Raw genomic sequence first — 24726 nt, forward strand, 5'->3', positions numbered from 1 at the left:
GAACGCCCCGGCAGAGCCGGGACGTTTCTTCAAAGGAGGATTCCGGCGGTTAAGCCGGAATGATATTCCTTATTCCACGGTGATGAGGGTGACGGTGCGCTTGCCAACCTTAATCGGCTTGCTTACGTCAACACCCTTCTTAGCCTTCTTGGACGGATCGTTTGCCCAGCCTTCCTTCAGCTTTTCGGTGCTCTTGTCAAGCGTCTGGACAGTGGCCTTGCCCTTGAAGCCCGGAATGTTCAACTTGAGTTCGTAGTCGCTGTACGGGCTCTTGTTGATCACGAGCAGGCTCTTCTTCTTGCCGTTTTCGGTGTAGTAGGTCGTGATGAGCGATTCCTTGTCACCGGAGATTTCGGTCTTGAGGAGCTTGCCGCGGAGAGCGTCAGAAGCCATCTGGAATGCCCAGTAGCTCGGACGCGGGCAGTTCATGCATTCTTCTGCAGAACGGGTCAGGTAACCGTAGTCACCGCCTTCCGGAGTGATGTCGTTGTGGATATCCCAGTACTGTGCGTTGTCCACGTTTTCGGTGGCAAGCATAGCGAGGTAGTCAGCAACGAACAGACCGTTTTCGAGAGAAATGGTCTGCGGACCCGGGTTGAAGTCAACGGAGTTCCATTCCGTGAGCCAGAGTTCGATCTTCTTGTCCTTCTTGAAGTGGCTGGTCCACTTGTCAACCACCTTGTGGAGGCGGCTGTAGATAGGAACGAGGTCCTGCGGAGCAGAAAGCATGGCGAAGTCGTTTTCTTCACCGAAGTGCTGCGGATAGTGGTGAACAATGAGACCGTCGGCAATATCGCCGGTTTCCTTGAGCACGTTGTCATTCCACTGGCCATCGAGCACGCCGAGCACGGCGACCTTAATGGTCGGGTCAACCTTCTTCATGGCTTCGATGAATTTGCGGGCGCGCTTACCATAAATGGTACCGCCGTCCTTACCGTACTTTTCGTAGTACGGATGCCAGTTACCATAGACTTCGTTACCGATTTCCCAGTAAACGATGCCGGCCTTCTTGTCGATGTTCGTGTGCTTCACCCAGTCAGCGGCTTCCTTTTCAGTGCCGGAACCGAAGTTCACAGTGAACATGGCGTTAGAACCGGTCTTCTTCAACCAGGCGAGGAATTCGTCGGTATCGACCATCCAGTCGTGGTTGTCGAGGATTTCCTTCCAGTGGTCGTCATCGGCACGGAGACCACCCGGGTAACGGATGATGCCGTGGTTGATGCGCTTGGCGTATTCAGCAGTCTGAACCTTGAACTTCGGATTGTCGAGCATGTCGCCATCCCAAAGAGCAGCGTTGATACCGAAGAGGCCGCCAGAGATGTTCGGGTTGATAACATCGCCGGTACCCTTGACTTCAACCTTCACGAGAGCCGGACGTTCAGCAGCCTTGACTTCCTTCTGGTTAGTAAGCTTGATGTTATCGATTTCGAAGCTACCGTTAGAGCCTTCTCCACCCGGTTTGAAGTCAAGAGAAACAACACCCTTGAGGTCGAACTGGCCGTTTTCCTTGGCGGTAGGCGGCTGATAGTACGGGAACTTGGAGAATGCACGGAACGGCACGATCACCGTGGTGCGGCCGCGAGGTACACCGGTGTTTGCAACGAAGAGTTCGTTACCGGCATCACCCACCTGAACCGTGATGGACTGCCATGCACGTTCGGAGTACACGTCGAACATGATACCCCAGTGCTTGGTCCAGTCACGAGCCTTGGCATCGTGGTTTGCAGTATTCTTGGTGAAGTCAAGCACAACGTCCACCCAGTCGGACATTTCGAAGTGCTTCACGTTGAGGGAGTTGCCGTCGAGCTTGGAGGTCTTGTACGGCATTTCCACTTCGACCTTGGACTTCGGACCCTTAGACGGTTCCCAGTTGTCCTTAGCAAACTTGCCTTCGAAGTCGGAAATGATCACGTCCTTTTCCTTGGACTTCCAGTTATCCCACTTGATATCCGGGTCAACCCAGTCGATCGTTTCAGTGAAGGTAATCTGGTCAACGTAGATGGTGACAGGAGCCGGCTTGCCCGGTTCGCCCTGGTTTTCACCCTTGCCCACGGAGAAGCGGATTTCCTGAATCTTGTTCCACTGCACGTCCTTAGCAACTTCGGCCTGCTTGTTAGCGTCCCAAGCCTTACCCTTGTCGCCGAACTTCTTCAGAGGAATCTTCACGAGCTTCCAGTCGGTGCCGACCTTGGAACCTTCGATCCAGTCGTTCAGGCTGATCTTGGTCTGGCTCTTGATGTCGTTGCCCTGGTTGTCGAGGATACCGACGTACACCTTTTCGCCGCCGAGCTTACCCTTGATCCAGAAGTAGAGACCGCCCTTGTTACGCACCTTGGAAAGGTCAATGTACTTGCCTTCGCCAAGAGAGTAGGTCACGCCGGACCAGTCGTTGTTATCGATGTAGAGGGCGAGAACGTTCGGGTTACCGGCCGTCTTGGAGTCAGCTTCGCGCTGAGCGGAAAGACCACCGTAGCTGTAGCTGAAGCCCTTGACCTGGTTATCGTAGAAGATACCGTTAGCAACAGGCTTAACCTTGCCATCGAGCTTTTCAGGATTCTTCGGTCCGTTGATGACTTCGGTATTTTCATCCCAGTAGACAATCTTAGCCTTGGGCTTAGCCTTCTTGTTACCCTTCACGATTTCGATGTTGTCCACCCAGATTTCGAAATCGGATGCACCGCTCTTGTCGATAGAGAAACGGATTTCAGCAATCTTGTCCCAGTCGATACGGGCCGGGAATTCGGACTTACGGGTGTTGTCCCAGTAGAGACCACGATCCGGGAAGTCCACGAGAGGAATGGAAACCTTCTTCCATTCAGTCGTAATGGCACCGCCTTCGATGTACTTGTTCATCGGGAGAACGACCTGAGTCTTCTTGCCGTCAGAAACTTCTTCATCCAAAAGACCGACCTTAACGGCTTCACCACCCTTCTTGCCCTTGATCATGAATTCGAGCTTGGAGTCGAGCATGAACTTGTTCAGGTCGAAGGTTTCGTTGTAAAGACAGACGGATGCGCCCGAATATTCACTCGGGTCGAGCTTAATGTTCAGGGCAGCCTTGGACTTGTAGCCGCCATCCTTAGTAATGGTGATTCCCTTGCTCTTGCCGCCGTAGGCGTAGTCGAAGCCCCCCGGACGATACTGTTCGTCGAAGAACTTGTAAGGAACTACGCGCGGTGCTTTCGGCTGAGCCATTGTAGCCGTGACACCGAAGCCGAGGAGGGCGACGGTAGCGGCAGTCAATGTACGCTTCATCATATTATCGTATCCTTTTGGTTGTGTTTAGTTTGATTTTGAAATTAAAATTTTTTCAGGTCAAAGAGCAAACCGCGGCCCGAAGTCGCGTTTACAGATTGAACCATCGGCAAAACTTACTTGGCTTCCTTCAGGAGCTTTTCAACGAGATCCGGGCTGAAACGGTCCTGGCGCTTGCCGTTGATGTAGAAGTTCGGAGTGCCCTGCACACCGACCTGGGCACCGAGCTGGAAGTCCTTGTCGATACGGGCGCTCATGGCGGAGTCAAGCACCATGTCCTTCTTGAACTGGTCGATGTTGAGGCCAACCTGCTTTGCAACTTCGACGTAAATAGAGTCGCTGAGTTCGCGGCTATGCGGAGCGAGCGCGTAGCGGTATTCCCAGAACTTGCCCTGCTTCTGAGCGGCAATGGCAGATGCTGCAGCAGCCTTGGCGTTGGAGTGGAAGCTGAGCGGGAAGTGCTTGTACACGAACTTGATCTTGTCGCCGTACTTGTCGTTGAGTTCCTTCATGACAGGAGCGATGCGGGAGCAGTACGGGCACTGGAATTCGGTAAATTCGACAATCGTGAGCTTCGGATCCTTGGTGTTGCCAAATACCGGGCTATCTTCGTCGGGAATGTCCCAAACCTTGTTGTCCGCTTCCATTTCGGCACGGGCCTGTTCCAGGGAAATGCCGCGCTTGTCGAGGGCGTACTTGATGATTTCAAATTCTTCCTTGACCTGCTTGAATTCCTTTTCCAGGTTGTCGAGCCTGGCCTGCTGGTTGAACGAACCGCCGGCGGAAGCCTGATTACAGGCGACGAGACCAGCGAAGCATACTGCGATAGCAACAATGGGGAGACGTTTCATGTTTTTCCTTTTTGATGTTAAAAACCGTGGCAGACAGCCTGCCGCAACTTGTAAGGGAAATATACTAATTAGACGAGAGACAAAAGACGAGAGACGAGAGAAAATAGTAGTTAGGGCCAAGTCCCTGCCTGCACTGAGCATGACCGTCTAGCTGAAGTAGACTGTGGTTAGGAATAAGGTCCCTGAGCCTGCCGAAGGGCCGAAGTGACACGAACGCGTCATCCTGAGCGAAGAGCCGCAAGGCTCGCAGTCGAAGGATCTCTAGCTGAATTCATGAACGACCATAAAGGGGGAAGTCTCCCCCTGTATCGCACTACGTTGCTTCCCACCCCCTCGCCTAGGGGACACCCCTAAAACCCCGATGAAATTTTTCGGTAATACCAAACGCCTTTGAAAATTTTTAATTACAAAGATGTATGGCTGTAGCCTACGGCCTGGGCCCGCTCCTATGGCTTCGCCATTGTCGCCTAGTCCTGGAGACAACGAACCGAGAAGGCGTGCCCCTTACTGTAGTAGTAAACCTTAACATCATTAAGGATACAGTAAAGGTCCATATTGTACGCACCGTTGCTAAAGCCCTCAGAGGCACTCCAGAAGGAAGTGCAATTGCCTCTGTTACTAAATACGCCGTAATCAAACCTATAGCCAGCAGGGAGCGCGGAGAACCCAAAGGAATCCGCACCATTGCCATTATTCCATCCGAATGTAGACTTAAGCTCATTACCTACTGTAGATAATCCGCCAACAGCCGTAATTAAATTTTCATATTCTGTTTTACTTGGTAAATGCCATCCATTAGGGCATACACCTTGGATATTTTCCGACGGCAACGAACATAAATGATCGTAACCACATTCGCTTTCTGACCTACCTACTGCTGCAGCCCACGTATAAAGACGACCGAACTTGTTACAATTGTTTTCATCGTTGTTGTAGCAGAAGCTAGAGTCCGTTTCGAAGTTCAAGTTTTCCGCCATCCAAACTTGTTCTCCTATTTTCACAGTCTTATAAGTCTGACCGTCACGGGAATCCGTCATAGAACCTAAGGTCACTTCGACAAGCTCAGTGACCTTTGAGGAACTGCTGCTGGACGAAACAATCTTCTTGCTTGCAAAGGAAGGGCTAATTCCTGAGATATACTGTTCGTTACGGGTTACAACCACATAGGGATTGACGGGAATTACATTGTCCACAAAATCCCCAAAATCAATATCCTCCAAAGGCATTCCCGCATAGTCTGCCCCGTCTTCTGCAGCAACATGCGGAGACCAAGACCAATCACCCGATGTCGCAGACATCCGCTTTTTAGCTGTAGTTCTCAACGATTCGCAGGTTTTGTATCCGTCATTAGTAATTCCCGAAGTAAATGCGATGTCTAACCGAACTCGGGAATGTGATTCAAGAACAAGGGGGCCAAGAGGCAAAGGAATATAGTAGGTATAGCGGGATTCCCCCGATTTCTTTAGATAATCCAGGCGCATCGGTAAAGACTTACGCATTAAGTTTCGTATATCTAAATCACTTTCGCACGGTATGTTAAATCCCGCTGAATCGTATTTCTGGCAGATATCCACATCCACAAGAGTCGCGCACTTTTCCATTTCTTCGGGTAAAGCGTCTAGGTACAGGCGAAGGGTCAAACTGTCAATCTTTTCATCTTCATTGTTTTCGACATACAAGTGCAAGAAGTCCAGACCAGAAAAATCATACTGGTAGGCGTATACACGTACATCCAATTCATCCAAAGAAGAGAACAATTCTTTGATTCCCCTTCTAGAGGCAAGCGCAGAATCCGAAGAAGCACTTGCCGCTACAAGCGCAGCCGATGATTCCAATGCACGCTCCGCCTCCCAATCGTCAAAGTCATCTTTCATCTGCTCGACATAGTCTGTACAAGCAGACAAACAGACAAGAGAAAGGAAAAGTAAAACCGTCCATAGACCCTCGCCTACGCGAGGGTGACGAATTTTTACGCAAGCGTGACGAGTATTAACACGAGCGTGACAATTCGAAAAAGATGTTCCTAACCACCAACCACTATTTACTAACCACTTCATCTTCCCCTCCCTAGAATGCGAAACTCAAGCCGATTCCAACAGCGCCCGCAATAGCAATTCCAATGCCTACGGTACGCAAGGTCTGCCCCGACTTGGCATCATCAAGGTAACCTTCATACTCCGATGCGGTCGAGTAATCTTTCTCGGAAGCATCCTTAGCAAGGTTATTCCCCACTACGGCAAGTACCGTTCCCGCCACAAGCGCTACGGCACTGATACTTAGCGGCACCCAATGGACGCCACTCTTGTGAGAATCATCTTCCACATTTGCAGGGATGCTCTCCCCCATTTGCGAGCCCGATTTTTCATCGAGTTCATTGTATGCTTTCGCAGCATTCACGCGGATCGAATCATCCGCCGTGGCAGCATTTGCAACCACCGTATCCTGCGACGCTTCGGGTTCCTCAGGTTCAGCAGTTTCAGCGGTATCTTCTACAACCGGCTCCGGCGCAGGGGCAACCGGTTCAGGAACAGGTTCTACCGCTACGGGTACAGGCGTTTCCATTCTCTTAATGACCTTGAAAAAATCGGGAGACTTCTGCTCTATAAGCGCCAACAGTTCCTTCAAATTCGTTCCATGCCCGTTGAAACTTGCGATAAGCTTGTTGCCCGCCGTCTCATAGAGTTCTGCCGAAAGCGTAAGGTCTCCATCAAAACTGCCCACACGCGCCTGGCAAATATAATCGGCAGAGATATTCTTGCCGGTTTCCACAAGGCAACTGCCCTCACATTCTTCAATAGCCTTACCCGGCGGAAGCATCTGCTGAATGTTCTCGCGGGTCATAATCGTGTAGTTTTCAGTCGCAGGGAGTTGCTTTACGGCTTCTTCGCGCAACACGTTCGTCAAATACTGACGATCCGACAAAGGCACCTTATCCTTAGCGGCACCATCGGCCCCCGTTTCCAGCACAGCCACATGCGTCGCAAAAGCCGAGGTTGCACAAAACACCATACACACAAAAATCATCAAAAAACGATTCATGTGCGTGAATATAGTTTTTTACAAAAGGAATGTGAATAGCTCTACTTAATAGCTAGGGCTGTTGCAAGGATTTCAGGAGAAACGCCTTTTGAACGAAGGTATTTCGCAATTTTCTTGTCGCGAGCGGCAAATTTTTTCGTTGTTTTTGCTACACCACGGGCTTCACCTTCTTCAAATCCCGTACGGCGGGCGTAACTCATTCCAGCATTGTATTCGTCTCTGTCAATCATATTTGCCGCAACCTCCGTAATAAATTCGTCCGTAGACTTATCAATCCGCATACATTCGTAGATTTCGGCAAAGATTTCATCCTTGCATTTCGGCGTTCGCTTCGCATAGGGCATCGTCTTGAAAAGATTGAGCCACCTACTTTCAGCGGAGTCATCGTTATTCGGAACGTACTTGGTCAAGTCAACTATAATATACCTTTTTTTAGGGTAGATAGGCAAGGCCCCCGGCTTTCCCACATCAGATGCCCGATAAAGGGCCAGTTCTTCGCGATAATGTCTGCAAAAAACTAAATAAAATTTGTTTAAGAATCGTTATTTTGTCAACAATTGTTGACATTTTTAGCTAGTCCTTTAGACAACGGACTGAAAGCCCGTGGTACTTGATGCCGTAGTTCAGGTACGCAGCCTTGTTGTCGTAGAGCAGGTACATGTAGTCGGTACCGCCGTCATTGCCCTCAGTGGCACTCCAGAAACCAGCGTCGTAGCCATCGCCGCCGAAGTAGCCACCGCCACCCCTGCCGCCGACAGGCAGCGCGGAAAAGCCCACGCCGTCCGTACCGTTGCCATTTTCATCCCATCCAGTCTTCGACTTGAAGATCATACCGGCAATTGAATAGCCGCTCACCTCGGTAAACAGGGTGTGCCATTCGGTGTCAGTCGGCAGGTGCCAACCCGGCGGACAAATTCCATACACTGTATCGGGCAAACTACAAGTCTTGCCATCGCCGCAATCCTGCGGGTTGTCAGCATCGGTCGCTAGTTTTACCGAGTCAATCGCCGCTGCCCAGGTGTAAAGGCGTCCTGCCACATCGCAATTGGCGGCAACATCGTCGTAACACCAACTGCGTTCCAAGAGGCTCGGAGTATTTATGCTGTCAGCGTAATTCAAATTTTCAGCCATCCAGGTCTGGTCGCCAATCTTTATAATCTTGTAGGTTTGACCGTCACGAGAGTCAGTCATAGTGCCATAGGTAATATCTGGGTTGAGTCGACATTCTTTAGGAACATCCCAACTCCAGCCAGTCTTTCCCTCTAAAAGAGTAGAGCAGTTCTGTTCAACTGACGAGCTGTTACTCGACTCTTCGTCGCCACCCAAGATGACAGAAGAGGAACTGCTGCGATCCACGTCACTATCGCTCCGGATGACGGAGGATGAACTTTGGATGACGGAGGAAGAAGAGTCCTCTCCATCAAGAGTCTCGGCCACGATTGATGAGCTTGACGGATTATCGACAGGCTCCGTACCCATAGAAGAGCTACTATCGTCACCGCAAGCTGCGAGAAGGAGTAAACCAGAGATTGCCGCGGTCGCAAAGCTCCCTCGCAATGACGTTTTCAATTTCCATTTTTTCGACAAAGTCATACAACCCCCATTGTAAAGAACTTTTACTTAATTTACAATTTATTTTATAAAATACAACCAAATGATAGATTTTTTATCACAAAAAAGGGGAATGCATCACAGCATTCCCCTATCAAAAGCAACTAGAGATCCTTCGACGCGCTTCGCTTGCTCAGGATGACACATTCGAGTCACTGTCTACTACCCTTGCGAGGTAGCGGCGAAGGTCAGGTTCTCGTAATTCTTGATGGCAAGGTTTAGACGGTATTCATTCGGGAACAGGCAAACGAGGTTGCGTTCCTTGTCCATCATGCAGTCCATCGCGTATTCTTCGGCGAACTTGGCGACATCCTTTTCGGGGCCAGACACCCAGCGGATTCCGTGAGCGGGCACGCGGTCCAGCGACACGTCGGCACCGTATTCACTCTGCAGGCGGAACTTGAGCACGTCAAACTGCAACTCGCCCACCACGCCAATCACAGGAATAGCGGACTTGAGCGGTTCGTACAGCTGGGTTGCGCCTTCTTCGCTCAGTTCGGCAAGGCCCTTCGCCATCTGCTTAGACTTAAGCGGGTTCAGGAGCGTTACGCGGGCGAAGTGTTCCGGAGCAAAATCCGGAATGCCGGTAAAGTTGATTTTTTCGCCGTCAGTCAACGTATCGCCAATGCGGAACAGTCCCGGGTCGTTAATACCCACGATATCGCCCGCCCAGGCGTGGTCGATGACTTCCTTGTCTTTCGCGAGGAATGCCGTCGGAGCTGCCAGGCGAATTTCGCGGCCCGTGCGCACGTGGTAAACCTTTTCGCCACGTGTAAAGCTGCCCGAACAAATGCGCAGGAATGCAGTACGGTCGCGGTGCTTGGGGTCCATGTTCGCCTGAATCTTGAACACGAAGGCGCTGAAGGCGTTTTCGTCGGGGCTCACCGGGCGCTTGTCAGTTTCACGCACCATCGGAGGCGGCGCAAGCTTTGCAAAAGCGTTCAACAGCTGACGCACACCGAAGTTGTTCACCGCAGAACCAAAGAACACGGGGCACATTTCGCCCTTCAGGAACTTTTCGTGGTCGAACGGATCCATGGCACCGGTCACCATCTCGTATTCTTCCTTGAACTGAGCAACCCAGTTTTCGCCGCACATTTCCACAAGGCGCGGATCGTCCGGGCCTTCCATCTGGATGATTTCCTGATGGCCTTCTTCTTTATTGAAGGTGTGGAAGGTGTTTTCGGCAATGGAATACACGCCCTTGAACAGCTTACCCACGCCAATGGGGAGCGTAAAGGGGGCGACCTTGATTTTCAGGATGCTTTCAATTTCGTCGAGCAGGTCAAGCACGTGGCGGCCATCCAAGTCCATCTTGTTGATGAACGTGATGATGGGCGTATGGCGCATGCGGCACACATCCATGAGCTTGATAGTCTGCTTTTCTACACCGTTCACGCTATCGATCAGCACAAGGGCGGCATCCACGGCGGTGAGGGCGCGGTAGGTATCTTCGCAGAAGTCCTGGTGCCCCGGGGTATCGACCAAGTTGAACATGCAACCTTCGAACGGGAAATTCAGCACGGAACTCGAAACCGAAATACCACGCTGCTGTTCAATCTTCATCCAGTCACTTACCGTGTAGCTGCGGTTTGCCTTGGCGCGCACGTGGCCCGCTTCGCGAATCACGTTTCCGTACCACAGGAACTTTTCGGTGATGGTGGTCTTACCCGCGTCAGGGTGGCTGACAATAGCAAAAGTGCGGCGTTTTTCGATTTCGGAATTCATGGATAACTTAAGGTTCGTTTCGGCAAGCTCAACGAACTTCAAGATCCCTGAGCCTGCCGAAGGGTTTTTACGGCGGCAAATATAGAAATCTTAAAGCATCTAGTAAATGCTAATTATTCAAATAGACAGTAGATGCCCGCCTTCGCGGGCATGACAGCACCATGCTAAATTAAAATTTTTATAAAAGAGATGCGCTGTCATCCTGGAGCCTCTGCGAGGCGATAGGACCTACGAGCATGGCATTCCCTCGTGTGCGTACAGGGAGACTCTATTGTACAGACGCAAGTTCCGCCTTGGGGGCGTAATGCTTTTCGAGGTAAGCGCGCGCATCGGCAGGGGCAAGCGGCTTGCTGAAATAATATCCCTGAATCAAGCGGCAGCCTTCCTGTTTCAGGAATTCGAGCTGAGCTTCCGTTTCGACGCCTTCCGCAATCAAGTCCAGATTCAACGTACGGGCGATTCCCACCACCATACGGGCAAAAGAGGCATCTTCTTCGTCATCGGTCATATGGTCGATAAAGGACTTGTCCATCTTGAGCGTATGCACCGGGAAACGCTTCAAGTACGAAAGCGAGCTATAACCCGTTCCAAAGTCGTCGATTGAAATCTGGATGCCCATTCCCGAAAGCGCCTTCATGATTTCGACTGTCTTTTCGGCCTCGCACATGGCGGTATATTCGGTGATTTCAAGCTTCAAATTCTTGGGATTGAGCTTTGTTTGCAAAAGCACCTGGCGAATGTCATCGATCAAGCCGTCCTTCGCAAACTGCTTCGCCGAAAAATTAACCGCCACCTGGATGTCCGTGAAGCCTTCGTCTACCCACTTTTTAGCCTGGGAGCATGCCATATAAAGAATCTGCGCTCCAAGGGGAATAATAAGGCCGGTTTCTTCGGCAATGGGAATAAATTCAGCCGGAGAAATAAAGCCATTTTCGGCCTGATTCCAACGCACTAGCGATTCAAAAGCCACAATCCGATTTCCGTTCGCAATGTCTACAATCGGCTGGTAGAACATCACAAACTGCTGAGCCTGAATAGCCTTACGGATTTCAAATTCCAGCTTGTAAAGCTTCATCGCCTTTTCGCGGATACCGCCACAAGAGAACTGGATGCCTCCGTGATTTACGCCCTTTTTCATTTCGCGGAGACTTGCCGTCACATTCGCGAGCATATCTTCGACGCAATCGACTTCACGGTTCAGAGAAACAACCATCGACACGCCAATGTAAAGTTCGCCCGAATCCAGCTGAATCGGCTGCTTAACCGCATTGTGAATGCGGCGGACAATCGCCTTTACATCGCTATCGCCAGCAGAAGACTGGATGTCGTGCAAGATAATGGCAAAAACGTCGGGACCAATGCGCGCAATTGTATCGCCAGAACGGCTCTGCGACTTGATACGGTCCGCCACAATACGCAAGACACTGTCGCCCACGCTCACCGAGTAAGAAGTATTGATTGCGCCAAAGCGGTCGATATCGAGGAGGGCAACGGCAAACAGATAGTCAGGGCGCTGCAGGGCCAAGTCGACATTGATTTTCAGTTTTTCAAGGAAGAATTTGCGGTTATAGACTCCGGTAAGCGCATCCTGGTAGGCGTAATAGTAGCTTTGCCTTTCGTTAGCCTGCTTATCGGAATACTCATTGAGTGCGCCAATGACACGAATCGGATGACCGTCGCTATTGAGCTGCACATGTCCCGAAATCACCAGATGATTTTCACGGGAACGGCTCCTGATTAGCGACACATCGCAGCTGAATTTTTCGCCCGTACCAAGCGCCTCGTTAAGGAGTTCCTTGAAATGGTTCCAGTCGCTTTCGACAATACTTTCTTGCAGAACCATAAAGGAATCGTCAGCCTGGTTCATATCCGCCATCAGCATCTTGAGTGCCTTGTTGGACCAGTAGACCTTCCCCGTCACCACGTCAAAGGTCCAGAAACCGTTCGACGAAATATCGACCATCATCTGGAAAATTTCATCTTTTTCGACAAGGTCCTGCTTGAAATCGCGAATGGGAACCGCGGCGGTCGGCGGCGGGGCGATATTCACGTCATCACTCATGCGCTTTCGGTTCCCTATAATCGGGAAACGGTACAAAACCGCCACCACCACCAGGAACATATCGGCAAGAATATAGGGGATCGCCCAAAGGATATACGCCCGATTCGATAAAATTTCTGGAATAAAAGCAGCAAAGAAAATGCTAGCAATAATCAGCAGTAGTCGGAGAAATCTCTTTTCGTCAAATAATCGCATTTATACACCCAATTCATTTCAAATATATAACTTTTTACTTTTTTTAGTAAAGATTTTTTCAATATTTTTTTATTGCTCTTGAGAAATCCACAACAAAAAAAACGGACCCTAAAGAGGAATCCGTTTCTATAGTGCCAAAGGGACTCGAACCCTTGTTGCCGGCGTGAGAGGCCAGTGTCCTGGACCACTAGACGATGGCACCGTTTTTGCTGTATTCAGCTAGCCAATCAGGCGTCGCCAAATATAGCAAACAATCTTTATTTTGTCTACGCTCGATTAGTCTCTGTAGTAGAGATCGAGGTTGCTTTCGACAGCCGTCGAATTTTCGAGGTTGTTCACAAATTCGTTGAACAGGCTCATGGCAACATAGCTGGAGCTATTGGCCTTTTCGGTCTTGGCAGCGGCAGTCACGGCTTCTTCGTCAGGAACCTTCTTCGAAAGCACCTTCACCATCACGGCACCGTTATCGGTTGCGACCGGAGCAGTCCATTCACCTTCCTTGGCGTTTTCAAGAACCTTGGCAAGATGAGCGTTGCCGTAGCCAAAGCCAGGAACGTAACCGTCAACAGAGGCGGTCACCTTTTCGACGTTCACCTTTTCAATCTTGTTTGCGGCAACCGTAGCAGAATCGGCAGCGCTATCAGCCGGCAAGGCCTTCACCTTATCAGCAACGGAGCTCAGGTAGCTTTCGGCAGCGGCAGCAGACTTGTTGCGGAGAAGCGTGGACTTGATGCTATCGAAATACAGGTCAAGGCTACGTTCACCGGCCTTAAGATCCTTGGACTTGAGTGCAACGACAACCCACTTGTTGTTCTTCATGATCGGAGAAACCTTGCTGGCTTCGTCCGGAAGGTTTTCGTTCGGCCAGGCGTATGCGGCAAGACCCTTGAGGTAGCCGACACCATCGATATTTTCGCCACGGGAAATCCAGTTCGAAGTATGGGTATCGAGGTTCTGTTCCTTGGCGGCATCGGCAAAGCTCTTGCCGGCATCGACAGAAGCCTTCACCTTGTTCAGGATGCCTTCGAGGCTGTCGATCGTTTCAGAAGAGGCGTTCACGATCAAGAGGATGTGGCCAACCTTCACGAGGTCTGCGCCCGTAGAATCCTTGGACTTGCCGTAGCTCTTAATAATGTGGTAGCCGAAACGGGTACGAACCGGTTCAGACACGGCACCGGAATCAAGCTTGAAGGCGACATCTTCGAATTCCTTCACATACACGCCACGACCCACGTAGTTTTCGCTCAAGATACCACCCTTTTCGGCCGTACCCTGGTCTTCAGAAGAAATGCGGGCCATGTCTTCGAACGTCGTGGTCGAAGAAGAGTCGGTCAGCTGGTAGTAAAGCGTCATGGCGTATTCGCGGATACGGGCATCGTCACCGGCGGTAGCTTCGACCGGAAGGTAAGCGAATTCAAACTGAGCCATATCCTTCTTCACAAAGAAGCTGTCACGGTGGGCATTGAAGTAGCCGGCCACCATCACGCTATCCACGGAATTGTCTTCGACCTTGAAGTCAGCGTTAGAGGCAACCGCCACCTGCAGTTCGTAGTCAGCCAAACGACGGTTGACCGTCCAGTTCGCTTCGAGAGTCGTCGGATGCACCGAAGCCCCGACCAGCATCTGCAGTTGGCGCATCGGAATGGTGTTCACCTTCAGGTCTTCTTCGAACTGAAGCATCACGCCCCAGCGGAAAGCTTCGGGAGTCTTGAGCCAAGCGTCATATTCGTCCTTGTTGAAGGTAGAATCGGTCAGGAACTTCGGAAGGCTTGCAATGTAGGCCTGAGAACGCTGCATCAGGTCTTCCTGGCTAGTAGCCTGCTGCTGAATCATGTACAGGCGACGCTGGGCTTCCTGCACCAGGCGGGCGCGAACAGCATCGGGATTGCGGCTGAATTCAGATTCAAGTTCGGCCACCGAGGCGCTCAGTTCGGCATTTTCGAACTGTTCATTCAAGAGAATCTGGCGAACAAAGCTACGGAACACTTCGGTACGCAGCTGATTGTACTGTTCGTCTTCGAGATGCTGTCCCTGGTACTGGTTCTGCACGATATTCTTGATTCGGGAGTCGAATTCGGCATAAGTAATCTTCTTATCGTTCACAATACCGACCGGATAGCTGTGTCCCTGGTTGGGCACACGGTCCATGGCCAGAAGGCCCACCACGATACCCGCGGCAAAGATAACGATAATCCACTTGGCTTTTTCATTAATCCACGTTAACATAGAGTAGACTCCATAAAAATTTTGTCGGGCAAAATGTAGCAAAAAAATCCAAAATCTTTTATTTTGCATTCAAATAATGCCGAAATTGCGCTTTTTTTCTATCTATAGACTATAGAAAGACAAAGTTTACTCAACGGAGTTCAGTCATGTACGACATTTTGGTTTTGGGCGCAGGCATTTCTGGCTTGAGTGCAGCCCTTCACGCGGCAGAAAAAGGCCTTTCGGTAGTCATCCTCACCAAGGGAGCAAAACCGGACGGTTCATCGAACTACGCGCAAGGGGGAATCGCCACCGTTACCGAAAAGACAGACAAATTTGAATTCCACATTGCAGATACGCTCGAAGCGGGTGCAGGCCTTTGCAAAAAAGAACCCGTAAACATCCTTACCAAAAGCGGCCCGGCCACTATCCGCCAGCTCGTGAAATGGGGCGTACAGTTTACCCCCTCGCCCGCCGACCAGACGCAATTCGACCTTCACCTGGAAGGAGGCCACAGCCATCACCGCATTCTGCATGCGGCAGACCTCACCGGTAAAGAAATCATGCGCGCCCTCCTTGCAGAGCTCCACAAGCATGAAAACATCCACTATATCGAGAACTGCTATATCAAGGACCTGATTTGCAAGGGTGAAGGCAAGGAAAAACGTTGCATCGGTGCAAAGATAATTCACCAGAAGACGGGACTTGTCGAAAACCTCTACGCCAAGGCCTCTATTCTTTCTACTGGCGGTGCCGGTCGAATTTGGCAATACACTGTTTGCCCCCACGACAGCTGTGGCGATGGCATGGCGATTGCGGCACGTGCTGGAGCAGCTCTCCAGGACATCGAATTCATGCAGTTCCACCCCACGAGCCTCTATGCTCCTAGCCTCAAGAAACCGTTCCTGATTTCGGAAGCGGTTCGCGGCTTTGGCGGCATCCTTAAGAATTACAAGGGTGAAGAATTCATGAACCAGGTGCATCCGCTCCATTCGCTCGCCCCGCGCGACATTGTTGCTCGCGCCATTCACAGCGAAATGCAGCGCCTCGGCAAGCCGAACATGTTTATCGACCTTTCGGGCCGCACCCCGAAAGACATCAAGAGCCACTTTCCGCACATTTACGCAAAGTGCCTCGATGCTGGCATCGACATCACGAAGGAATGGATTCCGGTGGTGCCGGCGGCGCACTACATGTGCGGAGGCGTTTTGGTAGACACATGGTCCCGCACCGAAATCAAGGGACTTTACGCCTGCGGTGAAGTTGCTGCCACAGGTGTCCACGGAGCAAACCGACTCGCCTCGAACTCGCTTCTCGAAAGCGTCGTTTACGCTATCCGTGCAGTCGACAACATTACCGGAAGCGGGCTCTTAAAAGAAAAGATTACCGAAACAAAGTCCAGCAAGAAAGAAAAGGTTTCGTTCACGAAGTCCGCCTACTGGCGCAAGCGCAAGAAGATTCTGCAGGACATGATGTGGACTCACTGCGGAATCGTGCGCACGGTAGCAGGCCTCAACCAGGGACTCAAGGTTATCGAGGAACTTGAAAAGGATATCGACGAAGCTATCAAGAACAAGGAAACCGAGAACTTCTACTTCATCGAATTCCTGAACGCCCTCCAGGTTTCCAAGATGATTCTGACAGCAGCGCTCCACCGCAAGGAATCTCGCGGGCTGCACTACATTCTGGACTACCCGAATCTGGACCCCAAGACGAAGCACCATACAATCTATTTGGACGGGTTGAAATAAGAAAAGGAGATCCCCGCCTTCGCGGGGATGACAATAAAGAATGCCCGAAGCGAAGAATACAAAGCCCGCTAAGATTGGCGGATACACGCCGACGCAGGAACTGGGTTCCGGCGCTATGGGGCATTTATGGCTCTGCCATGACAAATCGCTAGACCGTATGGTAGTCGTGAAGCAGATGCAGCAGGACATCGAAGATAACGATGTGAACATTCGCCGTTTTATGCAAGAAGGCAATATCCTTGCGCACCTGAACCACCCAGCCATCACCAAGCCGTACGCCCTGTGGAAAGAAAAAGACGGCAAGCTTTCGCTCTCGATGGAATTTGTTCATGGGCTTACGCTTCGCCAGATTCTTGACAAAGTAAAGCAACCTCCGCTGTGGGTTGTTCTCGCCATTTTGCACGAAATTCTTTGTGCCCTGGGCGAAGCGCACCGCAAAGGGATTGTTCACCGCGACCTGAAGCCCGCAAATATCATGGTCGATAACGACGGACGGATTCATCTGCTCGATTTCGGCATCGCCCATACGGAAAACCCACTCAAGTTTAACAAGGGCGAAGACGCCGAACGTCTGACTCAAACGGGGGCGATTCTCGGAACCGTCACCTACATGAGTCCGGAACAAACCATTGGCGAAGAGGCCACACCGGCGTCAGACCTGTTTGCCGTTGGCATTATCGCCTGCGAACTGCTGATGGGCCAGAACCTTTTCCGAGGCGAGAATTTCAGCGACACCATTCAACGCATCCAGAAACTTCGCGTGACAGAAAAGGCGTTTGACAAGGAGCTTCCGCAACGGTTGAAGAAGCTGATTACAAAAATGCTGAACAAGGATCCGCGCAAAAGGCCCCTGACCGCCTTCGATGCGGCAGAAGAAATTTCCATTGTGATGCGAAATTATCCGCGCGACATGGTCCCTTACATGGCAACCTGGATTTATGCCATCAAGGATTCTATAAAGCAAAAGACTGACTCGATTGACGACACGCTTTATATGACACCGCCCACATACCCCACCCACATCAAACGCTACCTAATGCAGGGAGCAGCCGCAGGGATTGGACTTGGTGCCTTAATCTGTTTTTTATTGACTCATTTTTTATAAAATAAATCTATGAACGCTATTGACATCGTAAGCCTCGTCCTCATCCTCTTTTTCATGCTCATAGGAATATGGCACGGTTTTCTGCGTGGCATTTTCCGCCTGCTCGCCTGGGCGGCAGCCATTGGGGGCGCTTATTTTGTAAACAGCCATTTTTCGCAAACGATTTCTGAAACACTCCAAACCAGCGCATTTTCGACAACGCTCGTCTGCATTTGCATCGGTTTTATCATTCCCTTCTTGACCTTACTTTTTATAAGTCACATGGTCAACAAGGCCATTACGGGAACCGCAGCAGGCAAGGTCGACCGCGTTCTCGGAGGCATTTTCGGCGTACTCAAGGCATTGCTTATTTGCTTTGTGCTGCTCACCATTTTGCACATGCTCCCCTTTGGTGGTGTTGTCGAAGAAACCCGCAACGATTCTATTGCCTACGCCGCCTATAAAGGAAGCCTAGAAGCAATGGGTTATTCTTCGGAACCAGTCGACTTAGTGGGAGTCGCCGAACGAAAAGCAACGGAATTCACCAAGAACATGGCAGACAAGGCCACTGAAAAAGCGACAGAAGTCGCAAAGGAAGCCGCCGAGAAAGCAACCGAAAAGGCTGCAGAAGCGGCAAGCAACATTGTGAAAGAAGCTACAGACAAGGCGCTTGATGCGGCACAGGATGCAGTCCAGGAATCTGTCGACAAAATGCAAGATAAAGAATAGGGCTTTATTTTACGCCCCTTTCACGCATCAATTGATTCCCTAGTAACTAGTAACTACGAACTAATAACTATATTTACGCCCACTATGTTTTCACAGCTGACTGACTCTCTAGAATCTACTCTCAAGAACCTGCGCGGGCAGGGCAAGCTCACCGAAGAAAATGTCGCCGAATCGCTGCGCGAAGTGCGCCGTGCGTTTCTCGAAGCCGACGTGAACTTCAACGTGACCCGCGATTTCGTAAAGGCCGTCAAGGAAAAGGCCATGGGCTCCGAAGTGCTTACCTCGGTGACCCCCGGTCAGCAGATTGTGAAAATCATCCACGACGAACTCGTGGCCGTGATGGGTGGCGAAACCAAGGAAATCAACCTTTCGGGCCCCGCTCCGGTGGGCATCATGATGGTCGGTCTGCAGGGTTCCGGTAAAACAACCTTCGCCGGCAAGATTGCCCTCTGGATGCGCAGCAAGAAAAAACGCAAGCCGCTCCTGGTGGCCGCCGACGTGTACCGCCCCGCCGCTATCAAGCAGCTGCAGGTACTCGGCAAGTCAATCGGCATTCCCGTTTACGACGAAGGCCAGGGAAATCCGGTCGAAATCATCAAGCACGGTTACCAGTACGCCAAGGATAACGGATTTGACCTGGTGATTTACGATACCGCAGGCCGTCTGCAGATTGACGAAGAATTGATGCAGGAACTCGAAAAGGCCCGCGACGCCGTTCACCCGGACGAAATTTTGTTCGTGGCCGACGCCATGATCGGTCAGGAAGCGGTGAACGTCGCCGAAACCTTCTGGCAACGCCTCTCGTTTACCGGCGTTTGCCTTTCGAAGATGGACGGTGACACCCGCGGCGGTGCGGCGCTTAGCATCAAGAAGATGACGGGCGTGCCTATTTGCTTTATCGGTGTCGGCGAAAAGCTCCCCGAAATTGAACTGTTCCACCCCGACCGCATGGCCAGCCGAATTCTCGGCATGGGCGACGTGGTTAGCCTCGTGGAAAAGGCGCAGCAGGTTATCGACGAAAAAGACGCGAAGGACCTGAAGAAGAAGATTCTCAACAACACCTTCGACCTGAACGACTTCTTGAACCAGCTGCGCACCATCAAGAAACTCGGCCGCATCAAGGACATCCTGAGCCTGATTCCGGGCCTGAACAAGCTCCCCATCGACCAGATTGACGAAAAGGAACTGGTTTACGTGGAAGCCGTACTCAGCTCCATGACCCCGAAAGAACGCAAGAAGCCGCAGATTCTGGACGGTAGCCGTAAGGCACGCGTAGCCAAGGGTTCCGGTACCGAAATCGGTCGCGTGAACGCCGTAATCAAGCAGTACGAGACCATGAAGGAAATGTTCAAGAAGGTGGGCGACATGGCCCGCAAGCAGAACAACGGTGGCCAGGTGGGAAGCAACTACACCCCGCCTAAGGACAAGAAGAAAAAGAAGAAGAAATAGGAGATGCCCGCCGGAGTTTATCCCGGCCTGCGAGCCGGGACCAGCATAACATCAATGATTCTCTAACTTGCTCAAGTCAGTAGAGAGCATTTTCCAGAGGCGGGACGCGAAAGGTTCCGCCCATTCTTTTTCAGGAGCCACACGACTGGTGGTCGCTGCCGTAAATTCTGAATATACCAAGAACACAAGCTCGCCGTAGCGGGCATCCCAGAGCGTCCAGAGCGTCTGCCAGGTGTAGCCACCACTCTTGCCCAAGTCTGTATCCATACGCACATTCAGCACGACAGGAATCGAAAGGTAACGCAGTTCGTAGCGGCTTGCCAAGGCATTCAGCAGATTCTTGAAATCCTTCGAAAGTTCACGGGAAATATCTTGCTCTACCCCGTCGCGTTCCAGCCACGGGCTCATGTCACTTAGCTTTTTGCCATCAGCAAAGACGGACGTGAGCAACATCTTTGACAAACTATCAAGATAAGAAGAATCCGCATCCGGAAGGCGCATACCCGGAAGCATCAGTTCGCGGCGCATCTTGGGGAAAGCCTTCACCATCAGGGAATCTTCGATACGGGCTAAGTCAAAATCAAGAGCATCGGCGCTGAAACTATGGCAGAACTTACACTTTTGAGGGCGTTCCGCCTTGATCGAAAGCGCCGGGAACACCCCCCACACCGCCGAGGAATCCATGCGACTGTAGGCTTTCTTGTTCCACTCGCGATAGATTTTTTCATCGGATATTTTGAGTTCGATATCGCCGCGGGTTCCACATTCCTGACACGGAGCATCTTTCATGCTGGAATCGCCAGAGACATCTTCGGAACCGCCCTGGCTACCGGCACAGCTCAGAAGCACACTGCAGCAAAACGACAACGCAAGAACAAAAGAAGACTTTGAAAATTTCATACTCGGAAAATAGTAAAAAGAATCAAGCACAGCCCCACCCCTTGCCCCATTTTACATATTTTGGTATCTTTACGGTACGCCATCGACGACCCGGAAAAACCTTCCGACAGCCGCCAGACGAGAACGGAGACGGACGCGCGGATTGTATCTGCGAACCGCCCCCGACCTACAAGGCAAAATTAGGCAGAACGATGGACATCAAGATTCTACAGCAGCCCGACGACGTTACCTGCGGGCCGACTAGCCTCCAGGCGGTCTACAACCACCTCGGCTACAAGATTTCTCTAAAGCAACTGATTTCTGAAATTGAATTTTTGGAAGACGGCGGAACGCTGGGCGTTTTCCTCGGAATCGACGCGCTCAAACGTGGATTCAAGGTGACTATTCATTCGTATAACCTGACGCTTTTGGACCCCACCTGGAGCGAGCTTTCCATGCCGGAACTGAAGGCTAAGCTTGAACTTTTGCACAAGGCGAAGCACGCCCCCAAGCTCCGCAAGGCTATTGAGGCATACATCCGCTTTATCGACTTGGGCGGAACCGTGGCATTTTCTGACCTGCGTGTAGCCATGTTCGAAAAGTACTTCAAGAAAGGCGTGCCCGTTCTGTGCGGACTTTCGGCAACCTACCTGTACCGCAGCATGCGCGAATTCACCGGAGCCGATGACAAGTCCGTCTTCGACGACATTCACGGCGAACCCATGGGGCACTTCGTGGTCGTTTACGGCATTGACGACAAGAAACAGTTCTTGGTCGCCGACCCCGACGGCACCAACCCCCTCCACAAGACTCCTTACTACAAGGTGGACAAGTTCCGCCTGCTCCACAGCATCTTGCTTGGCGTCATGACCTACGACGGCAACGTGCTTGTTATAGAGAATAAGAAATAGGATCATGAAAAAGTTAATCGTTGTAAACAATCCCAAGCACTGGAAGTTACACGTTCCGGGCATCGATATCATTTCGGCACAGGACTACCTGATTTCGAGCAAATACACTAACGAACGCAACTTGCGCGTATTCAACCTTTGCCGCGATTACAACTACCAGAGCAAGGGCTACTATGTTTCGCTCCTGGCTGAAGCCCGCGGACACAAGGTGATTCCGGGCGTCAAGAATATGCGCGACTTCAAGGCTCCGGCGGTCATCAAGCATATCTCCGACGAAATCGACAATCTGATCCAAAAGAGTCTGCACAAGCTCACTGGCACCGAATTCGTGCTTTCGATTTACTTCGGTCAGAACGTGAGCCCGCAGTACCTGGAGCTTTCACAAGAACTTTACCGTTTGTTCCAGGCTCCTCTGCTGCGCGCAAAATTCGTGTTCAAGCAGAAGTGGTTTATCCAGAGTATTCGTCCAATTTGCGTGGATGAAATTCCCGAATCGCACATGGAATTCGTCGACAAGTTTGCGCAGGAATACTTCGAGAAAACGCGCTATGCTTCCAGTAAGGAAGAAGATTACCTGTACGACTTGGGCATTCTCACGAACCCCGACGAAGTCGAGCCGCCGAGCAATGCACAGGCCATCCAGAACTTTATCAAGGCCGCCGAAGAAACGGGATTCCGCGTGGAGATGATTACCAAGAAGGATTACCCTCGCGTTGGCGAATTCGACGCCATTTTTATCCGCGAAACCACAAACGTGAACCATTACACTTATAGCTTCGCTCGCCGTGCGCAGTCGCAGGGAATTGCAGTAATTGACGACCCCGACAGCATCCTGCGCTGCTCCAACAAGGTTTACCTGCAAGAACTCATGCAGGCCGCCAAGATTCATTCACCGAAGACGATTATTGCACACGCCGAAAACCGTCACACGCTCGCGAAGGAAATCGGATTCCCCATGGTGATTAAATCGCCGGATTCGAGTTTCTCCATGGGCGTAAAAAAGGCGACCAACAAGGAAGAACTCGAGCAGATCCTCGACGAAATGTTCCAACACAGCGACTTGCTGATTGCACAGGAATTTACGCCGACGGAATTCGACTGGCGCGTGGGCGTACTCGACGGCAAGCCGCTCTACGCCTGCAAATACCACATGGCCAAGGGCCACTGGCAGATTTACAACTGGGAAAGCAACGACAAGCAAAGCGAAGAATTTTCGGGCAAATGCGAAAGCGTACCGATTGAAATGGTACCTCACGGAATCGTGAAAACCGCACTCAAGATTTGCAGCCTGATCGGCAACGGCCTCTATGGCGTCGATTTGAAGGAATGGCACGGTCACCCGATTGTGATTGAAGTGAATGACAATCCGAGTATTGACGCGGGCATTGAAGATGGCGTGGGCAAGAGCAAGGTTTACCTCGCCATCATGAGGTCGCTGCGCCATCGCATCGAAGACCGCATGAACGCCGCGCAACATAAATTGCAACAGCACGAAAGGGAATGGTTTTAGAAGCAGTAAACAGTATGCAGTGGTTAGGGCGTAGCCCGTAAACAGGGCGGCTTCGCCGCAATTATAAAACCTAATCACTAACCACCAACCACTAACCACTATTTTTTATGACAAACTACAAACTTTGGCAACGTTACGGCATCGAGATGGAGTACATGATCGTGGATCGTGATACTCTTGATGTACTCCCCCGCGCTGATGTCCCGCTTGGAAAAGACAAGAACGGCGAACAGCTTTCGGACGTGGAGCACGGGCCCATTGGTCTTTCAAACGAGTTGGTGAGTCATGTGCTGGAATTCAAGTGCGCAGAACCTGTCGATAGCCTGAAGCATTTGGGCAAGACATTCCATCATGAAATCTTGAAGGCGAACGAATCGCTCAAGAGCATTAACGCGATGCTTTTGCCGACGGCAGCCCACCCCTTTATGGATCCCGCCGTGATGCAGCTTTGGCCCTACGATTGCTTGGACATTTACCAGGCTTACGACCGCATTTTTAATTGCAAAGGTCACGGTTGGGCGAACCTGCAATCGACACATATCAACCTTTCTTTTAACGGCGATGAAGAATTCGGGAAACTGCACGGAGCAATCCGAGCCCTGTTGCCGCTGATCCCCGCCATTGCGGCATCGAGTCCATTCCTCGACAGCAAATACTGCGGATTCCTGGATGGCAGAATCGAAACCTATCGTCACAATCAAGAGAAAATTCCGAGCATTACCGGCAAGGTAATTCCCGAAGCGGTCTTTACCTACAAGGATTACGAAGAGCAGATTTTCAATCGCGTGAAGGCCGATATTGCTCCTTACGATCCGGAACATTTGCTGAACCATTTCTTCTTGAATAGCCGCGGGGCTATCGCCCGCTTTGATCGCGGGGCCGTAGAAATTCGCCTCGTGGACATTCAGGAATGCCCCGATGCAGACATTGCGATTGCCGAATGGGAAGTCGCTGTACTCAAGGGCCTTGCAGAAGGCGCTTTCGCAAACGAAAAGGAAATTCGCGCTCTCGACACCGACGCTCTTGCCAAGATTCTGCTCGCGACTACGAAATCCGCCGAAAAGACCGTGATTAGCGACCGCAATTACCTGAAAATTTGGGGAAATTACGCGAGCGAAATTACCGCCGGCGAACTCATCCAGAAAATCACCGACCGTGTAAAAGCTAAAATCAGCAGCCACTCGCAGGAACTTCTGCAGAAGATGTTCAAGCGCGGCACACTCGCCAGCACTCTCGTCAAGAATGTCGGCGCAAATCCCGACCACGATGACTTCGTGTACGAATACGGAAAACTCGCCCACTGCCTCGCGGAAAACAAGCTGTACGGAACGGAAGAATAAGCGGAGTCATCCTGAGCGGAGAGGCGATGCCTCGTAGTCGAAGGATCTCAATAGCTCTAGGCTGTTTTCAATGTAAATTTTTCTTATGTTGGCAACCTGTTAGTTGCTGCAAACACTTGATTGCAAA

At 51.1% G+C, this 24726-nt stretch carries 17 protein-coding genes and 1 tRNA gene; 7 read left to right on the forward strand and 11 right to left on the reverse strand.

Annotated features, from left to right (window positions below; genetic code table 11):
- Positions 1-69 precede the first annotated feature (69 nt).
- The 10 genes from Q0W37_RS02760 to Q0W37_RS02805 form a co-directional block, all read right to left on the reverse strand.
- Positions 70-3258 (reverse strand): carbohydrate binding domain-containing protein, encoded by a 3189-nt coding sequence (locus Q0W37_RS02760; protein ID WP_297698546.1) that lies wholly within the window; start codon positions 3256-3258, stop codon positions 70-72.
- A gap of 113 nt (positions 3259-3371) precedes the next feature.
- On the reverse strand, positions 3372-4106 hold the full coding sequence (locus Q0W37_RS02765) for a thioredoxin domain-containing protein (RefSeq protein ID WP_297698548.1): 735 nt from the start codon (positions 4104-4106) through the stop codon (positions 3372-3374).
- 467 nt (positions 4107-4573) lie between these two features.
- Entirely contained in the window at positions 4574-6163 is a 1590-nt protein-coding gene (locus Q0W37_RS02770) for a fibrobacter succinogenes major paralogous domain-containing protein (protein WP_297698550.1), read from the reverse strand.
- Between the two features lie 10 nt (positions 6164-6173).
- Complete coding sequence (locus tag Q0W37_RS02775) at positions 6174-7115, reverse strand: hypothetical protein (protein WP_297698552.1); 942 nt, start codon at positions 7113-7115, stop codon at positions 6174-6176.
- A gap of 71 nt (positions 7116-7186) precedes the next feature.
- On the reverse strand, positions 7187-7555 hold the full coding sequence (locus tag Q0W37_RS02780) for a hypothetical protein (protein WP_297698554.1): 369 nt from the start codon (positions 7553-7555) through the stop codon (positions 7187-7189).
- 163 nt (positions 7556-7718) lie between these two features.
- Positions 7719-8738, reverse strand: a complete 1020-nt coding sequence (locus tag Q0W37_RS02785; protein WP_297698556.1) for a fibrobacter succinogenes major paralogous domain-containing protein — start codon at positions 8736-8738, stop codon at positions 7719-7721.
- A 180-nt stretch (positions 8739-8918) separates the two neighbouring features.
- Positions 8919-10484 carry a peptide chain release factor 3 gene (locus tag Q0W37_RS02790; RefSeq protein WP_088628393.1) on the reverse strand — a complete coding sequence of 522 codons (1566 nt, stop codon included), beginning with the start codon at positions 10482-10484 and terminating at the stop codon, positions 8919-8921.
- Positions 10485-10752: 268 nt separating this feature from the next.
- Positions 10753-12741: a bifunctional diguanylate cyclase/phosphodiesterase gene (locus Q0W37_RS02795; RefSeq protein ID WP_297698560.1), complete on the reverse strand. Its 1989-nt coding sequence runs from the start codon at positions 12739-12741 to the stop codon at positions 10753-10755.
- A 129-nt stretch (positions 12742-12870) separates the two neighbouring features.
- A tRNA-Glu gene (locus Q0W37_RS02800) sits at positions 12871-12943 on the reverse strand.
- 74 nt (positions 12944-13017) lie between these two features.
- Positions 13018-14967, reverse strand: coding sequence for a peptidylprolyl isomerase (locus Q0W37_RS02805; RefSeq protein WP_297698562.1), 1950 nt, complete (start codon positions 14965-14967; stop codon positions 13018-13020).
- A 146-nt stretch (positions 14968-15113) separates the two neighbouring features.
- Here Q0W37_RS02805 and nadB point away from each other — a divergent pair, with 146 nt between their 5' ends.
- The 4 genes from nadB (at position 15114) to ffh (ending at position 19959) form a co-directional block, all read left to right on the forward strand.
- The gene (gene nadB / locus Q0W37_RS02810; protein ID WP_297698564.1) at positions 15114-16697 is read left to right on the forward strand and encodes an L-aspartate oxidase; all 1584 of its coding nucleotides are present in this window, start codon (positions 15114-15116) and stop codon (positions 16695-16697) included.
- Between the two features lie 40 nt (positions 16698-16737).
- Positions 16738-17802, forward strand: a complete 1065-nt coding sequence (locus tag Q0W37_RS02815) for a serine/threonine-protein kinase (RefSeq protein WP_297698566.1) — start codon at positions 16738-16740, stop codon at positions 17800-17802.
- A gap of 9 nt (positions 17803-17811) precedes the next feature.
- Positions 17812-18510: a CvpA family protein gene (locus tag Q0W37_RS02820; RefSeq protein ID WP_297698568.1), complete on the forward strand. Its 699-nt coding sequence runs from the start codon at positions 17812-17814 to the stop codon at positions 18508-18510.
- A gap of 84 nt (positions 18511-18594) precedes the next feature.
- A complete protein-coding gene (gene ffh, locus Q0W37_RS02825) occupies positions 18595-19959 on the forward strand; it encodes a signal recognition particle protein (protein ID WP_297698570.1) in 1365 nt (454 codons plus the stop codon).
- A gap of 51 nt (positions 19960-20010) precedes the next feature.
- On the opposite strand, the gene Q0W37_RS02830 is transcribed toward ffh, so the two are convergent.
- On the reverse strand, positions 20011-20859 hold the full coding sequence (locus Q0W37_RS02830) for a hypothetical protein (protein ID WP_297698572.1): 849 nt from the start codon (positions 20857-20859) through the stop codon (positions 20011-20013).
- 191 nt (positions 20860-21050) lie between these two features.
- Here Q0W37_RS02830 and Q0W37_RS02835 point away from each other — a divergent pair, with 191 nt between their 5' ends.
- The 3 genes from Q0W37_RS02835 to Q0W37_RS02845 all read left to right on the forward strand — a co-directional run bounded on the left by Q0W37_RS02835 (position 21051) and on the right by Q0W37_RS02845 (position 24599).
- Positions 21051-21749: a peptidase-C39 like family protein gene (locus Q0W37_RS02835; protein ID WP_297698574.1), complete on the forward strand. Its 699-nt coding sequence runs from the start codon at positions 21051-21053 to the stop codon at positions 21747-21749.
- A gap of 4 nt (positions 21750-21753) precedes the next feature.
- Positions 21754-23259, forward strand: coding sequence for a RimK family protein (locus Q0W37_RS02840; protein WP_297698576.1), 1506 nt, complete (start codon positions 21754-21756; stop codon positions 23257-23259).
- Positions 23260-23366: 107 nt separating this feature from the next.
- Positions 23367-24599, forward strand: coding sequence for a glutamate-cysteine ligase family protein (locus tag Q0W37_RS02845; protein WP_297698578.1), 1233 nt, complete (start codon positions 23367-23369; stop codon positions 24597-24599).
- Positions 24600-24726 lie beyond the last annotated feature (127 nt).

The organism is uncultured Fibrobacter sp. (genome assembly GCF_947166265.1).
GTDB lineage: Bacteria > Fibrobacterota > Fibrobacteria > Fibrobacterales > Fibrobacteraceae > Fibrobacter.